This window comes from Acidovorax sp. NPDC077693 (assembly GCF_044542805.1).
Lineage (GTDB): Bacteria > Pseudomonadota > Gammaproteobacteria > Burkholderiales > Burkholderiaceae_C > Acidovorax.
Genome location: NZ_JBITVD010000035.1, coordinates 1 through 4902 on the forward strand (window position 1 = coordinate 1; position 4902 = coordinate 4902).

Annotated in this window: 2 protein-coding genes and 3 pseudogenes; 2 read left to right on the plus strand and 3 right to left on the minus strand. The window is 55.5% G+C overall.

Translation table 11 applies throughout. The annotated features are described in order from the left end of the window. Window positions 1-1281 precede the first annotated feature (1281 nt). Complete coding sequence (locus ACIGHN_RS27920) at window positions 1282-1842, minus strand: hypothetical protein (protein ID WP_396507571.1); 561 nt, start codon at window positions 1840-1842, stop codon at window positions 1282-1284. A 112-nt stretch (window positions 1843-1954) separates the two neighbouring features. On the opposite strand from ACIGHN_RS27920, the pseudogene ACIGHN_RS27925 reads away from it, so the two are divergent. Continuing rightward, window positions 1955-2203 (plus strand): annotated as a pseudogene (locus tag ACIGHN_RS27925) (IS3 family transposase); the annotation flags it as partial. Window positions 2204-2496: 293 nt separating this feature from the next. Beyond that, a pseudogene (locus ACIGHN_RS27930) lies at window positions 2497-2592 on the plus strand (hypothetical protein); the annotation flags it as partial. Window positions 2593-2800: 208 nt separating this feature from the next. Here ACIGHN_RS27930 and ACIGHN_RS27935 read toward each other — a convergent pair. Together ACIGHN_RS27935 and ACIGHN_RS27940 are read right to left on the minus strand one after the other, a co-directional pair. Continuing rightward, window positions 2801-3854 (minus strand): annotated as a pseudogene (locus ACIGHN_RS27935) (site-specific integrase). Between the two features lie 215 nt (window positions 3855-4069). Continuing rightward, window positions 4070-4477: a hypothetical protein gene (locus tag ACIGHN_RS27940; protein ID WP_396507573.1), complete on the minus strand. Its 408-nt coding sequence runs from the start codon at window positions 4475-4477 to the stop codon at window positions 4070-4072. Between the last annotated feature and the right edge of the window lie 425 nt (window positions 4478-4902).

The window sequence follows — 4902 nt, forward strand, 5'->3', positions numbered from 1 at the left end:
GGGCAGCAAGACGCCCATGCAGGCCATGAAAGAGTGGTACCAGGAGCGCCCGGATCTGTTTCTCAAGCGGCCATATGATCGTCCGGGATACGACAAGTAGATCGAGCATTCGACGATTGAGTTGTATGGCGCAGGTGCAGCAGTAGTCGCATCGATATTTTCACACGGGAAGAGCCATTCGTATTGTATTCGTGCCAATCGACAGGCGCTGATGTTGGCCTTTGCGAGCAGCCTAACCCGTCATTGCAGCGAACGTCTTGGCTGCCGCTGAATTCCAACGTTGGGCCTCTACTCGCTAAGAGTATTGGTAGCTTCGCCGCTCCGCTACACGAAACAGGATGGACAAAGCATACTTGATCATTGAAGGAGTAGAAGACTTCTGGGATGTCCGTATCACCTGGTTTTATGGAAGCCCTCTGGAAGCCGAAAAGCGATACTGTGAGGAGGTCATGGTGTGCAGGCTAACCGCGCGGTGGTGTCTAAGAGAAGGAGCATTGAAGTCAGCGATTCATAGATCAATGAGGCCAGCTGCAGAAGAAAGAAAGCGTGAACTCGAAGCAATGAGATTTACATGCTCCCTTTCTCACGAGGGCCCAACTCTGCTAGACGAGTACAGCGATGCGCAAATTGTGGAAAGTCTTTCACTAGCGAATGGCGGAAGTCCTGTGGGCTCTACATTGCGCACGATGGCGAGATGATGAAGCATGCAATTTTTCGATCGAATGGCGAACAAATTTATCGATTGGGAGATTTCGATGACGACGACGAAGAGAACCCATTTTGGCTCTACCTCGCATGCATGAGATACATGGCTCGAGCAGGCTTTGACATTAGGTGAGACAGGTTGCTTTATTTCCCTAGGTATCCTGGAGCTTGGTGCGCCAAGTCAACGGTGGCTTGTCGGGGCAGATATGGCGTGTGGTTGAATTCAGCGATCGTAGTGCTCCAGCCCAACCCTCCGCGTTATTCACAGTTGGCTTCTAATGGAACCAGCTTCAGCCCCTGGTCAATGTTCGACTGGCACGGCTGATCACGATTGCACTGGCGCTAATACCTAGGCAGCTGGAAGTGCTTCGCCCAGCAGTTCTACGCACAGACTTTTTAGGGCCTGCATCGCTCCAAAACCTGCTGTGACTGCCAGCACTTAACAGGCGGTATGCCCGCTCAATTTTTAGGCGCCGAACGTGCGATGCAATGTGGACGCTTGGAGCGTAGCCAGATCCCATCCCAATCCAAATCTGCGAATTGTGATGGGAACAATTGAGAGTCTGAAATAGGAGATTACGATATCTCAGATGGGAAATCATACTCTGCCGCTTCATCAGGGTCGATTGGTGGCCATGATTCGAATGGCATTGAACCGGACTCAGTCAAGTCGTGCATCTGATTCTGAATGAAGTTGCGTAGATCGCTTCCTGGCAAGTAGACGACGTCGTTCACTTGATCGTGAAATGCGCCGTCAGCTACTGTGGCAAGTGCGGCAGCGAAAGACAGTTGCAGTGCAACTGTCAATCGACTGCGACCGGAAGCGCTATGTAGTCCGAGGAGATGCACTTTGCCGCGTGCCTCGGGCGGGTACAACCTCCAGCGACCTCTTGACTCGACGGAGGAACCCGAAGCATACGAAAATCCACAGCCGACCAATAGGTCTGCGTTTGGCTGCGTTCCTATCAAGCGACTGAAGTCAATGACTCTCGCCCAAAGAGTGTCCTGGTTCGGATCAATCGGATCGAAGTATGGGTGCAACTCGACGCTGAAGCCAAGAAGCTTCATCTCTGCACAAACCAATTGCTTCCAGTTTTGAGGAAGTTCTTTTATATAAGAGGCTACGTCTACGCTCATAGATGTTCGCACCGGTTAAAGCTTGACAGTGTATGCCTATCCATGTTGATTTCCACGCAAACCTGACCCACCGGGGGTGCGGACGAAAACTTGGAATGCTCGAAGGTAGTTCATGTATTCCTACGAAGATCGAATCCGAGCTGTTGGGCTCTATATCAAGCTGCGCAAGCGCGTCAGACCCACAATCCGTCAGCTGGGTTAACCCACCAAGAATTCCTTGAAGGGCTGGTTGCGTGAATACGAGCAATGTCTTGATTTGCCCGCCGGCTACTGAGGTCGAAACCCCAAGTTCTCACCGGCCCAGAAAGCGGCGGCAATTGAACACTACCTCGCCCACGATCGCTGCATCGCTGCCACCATGTCAATGACCTCGGCGTGGTCATCTACGATCGCAATTTGAATCATGATGACGTCACGATAGCGCAGGCGCGACCCGAGCTACCTAAGTGTTTGCTTATGTTTCTTCTCGGCGCCCCCCTCGCGGGTGTGAGCGCTCGCGGAGGAACGGTCACAAAAGCCCGCTGGTTATCTTCAATCAATGACGGAAGTTCTGCCGGAAGGACCTCAGGAGCGCCGCAATCTGCGCTGCGAGTGCGTGGCCATGGCCGCTTTCCGAGAGGGTTTGCCAAGGCCAGACCTCAGGTGCTGTAGCCCGTGGTAGCGGTAGAGGTCATCACGCCGACCGACTACCTGGGCGATGTCATCAGCGACCTGAACCGCCGCCGAGTACTGGTGCTCGGCCAGGGCAAGCGCGGAAATGCCGCCACAGTCGAAGCCGAAGTACCGCTCAAGGGCACCATCGATTTCTCATTTTCAAAAGCACGCAAGTTAACCATCAATAGCGTGTGTGCTGGATGCCCCTGCCCCCACGCTGCATGTCACGGCGAAAAGCATGACTACACCTGCACTCTGACGTGTGAGTCCAGTGCCATGCGGAGGGGGAAACTCTGCCGGCAAACTACAGCAGCTTGCCCCCCGGATTGTCATTGGATGGACGGTAGTACCGCACAACGCTGGAAACGCTCCGATGTCCCGTCATCGCCATCGTGTCTGCCAAAGGTACTTTCTGGACGGCCGCCTCAGTCACAAATCCAGACCTCAGTGAGTGCGCAGAAAACACTTCCGGCAGTCCTGCAAGTTTTGCGCGCTCGCGAACAACATCTCGCACGGCGGCAGGGGAGAGGGGTTCTCCAAGGTGACCGCCTTTCCTGACCTGCCTGAATATTGCACCTTCCACGATGCCCGAAGCTGTTAACCAAGCCTGCAGAGCTTCGCCCACAATGCCCTCCAGAGGCTTCACGTTCTCCGGACGATCCGCCGCAGTCTGGTTGCTTTTGGAATAGGCGAAGGTGAAGGTGAAGCTGCTCGGCCCCACGCGGCGAAGATTCTTCATCGTCGCCCCTGTCACTTCAGACCGGCGGCGCCCTCCCGATGCCCAGGCAAAGAGGAGGAGGGCGCGGTCACGGATCCCCTTGGGCGATTCGTCGCAAGTGTCGAGGATCGCCATCAATGGATCTTTAGTCAGCGCATCCTTCTTCTGCGGAAGCGCGCCGCGTTTGCCGTAGGCCTTGCGTGTCTTGGCCAGCAACTCACGGACTTTGGGATCCTGGCAAGGGTTTTTTCAACTCCCGGAGCTGGTGGGCCTTGGACAGCACAGCAATCCGTTGGATCAAGGTTTTAAGTGCCATAGGGCCTGGCTTGCCTTTGAATCCCGCATCCACCAGCGTTTGGTCAATAGCAGGCGGCAGCTCGTGAGCCAGGCCATCGGCTGTGGTCCGCTGCGCGTGATCCACGATGAACTGCAGAACGGCGGTCGTCGGCAATGGCAATGCAATCGCTTGACCGTACCGAACGCCAAACCAAGCTGCCCAGTAACGCAACGCTGAGCGATAGCTCGCCAGCGTGCTCGCGGACTCGCCCTCGCGCAGCAATTCGTCCACCGCCTGCGCAGTCACCTGCGACATAGAAGACGGCTCCAGCGAGGAAACGCTTTTCAGAGATGGCAAACGCATGGTTGAAACTGAGGTTGAGAGGACAGAATTTCCCAAAAAAACTACATATGATGGGAGTCCTCTTGGGCTGACAATCACCCGGCCTTCGGAAGGAGAATTCGCTCGTTTTACCTTTTCGAGGGGATGGGCGTATTTAGTCGATACCGGCCGATAGGCTGCGGCAGACCGGGAGAGGATTTGTTCCGAGGCCTGAAAGTCTTGGGGTTGTTGGCTTGCTATCGCCAGCAGTGAAGCACTTGCCTCCATTGTGTATCGGCATACAGGTCGGCTTCGTCGCGAGAGGTGGTGCACATGCGGGACAGAAGTTCTGCGTTTTCTGGAGCTTGGACGTCCAACGGAAGACCGTTCGCTATGGCTTTTGCCGATTGTGATTGCCGGGTGGTCTGAGCGATGGCCTTTGCTAACCGTGGATAGGTCATTCTGATTTTGTTTTTGGCCTGCTGAACGCTTTGTGTATCCAGATGCTTGCTGGCTTGGCAAGCATCCAGGCGGTGCCATGCATGCATCACCATATCTCCTGCAGATTGGCATTGAGCCGTCTCGTCATTTGCCTGTGCCGTAACGGCGGAAAGGCCGATGAGCAATGCGGTCAGTTGCAGGGCGGAGGCTTTGGCTGTCTTCATCACGTGTGGTTTCGGAAGGTAAGGCCCGCTGAGTCCGCGGCTCGCGGATTTTCACTGATGCGAGTTCGGCTGCTTTCCGAGCATTTTGTCCCCAGGAGAAGCACCATGCCCGGGCTACACCACGCCGGATACCACTTGGATAAGCGCAGATGGCGCAGACCTTGTAGCGCCTAACATTGAGATGCGATCTTTGTATCTTGATGTCATCGCATGGCAGGCAAAGGTGTGGACACCGCACAGCACGCACTGCTGCAGCGGCCAACACCTTCGCCGGAGGCTCACTGAATCACACACCCGCCATAACCACCACCGCCCGGGGTGGAGATCTCAAACACATCGCCCGGCTCCATCTGCGCGGCGCCGATGTGGCCCAGCTCCTCGACCTGGCCGTTCGCGCGCAGCACCCGGTTGGCGCCTGCGCGGCC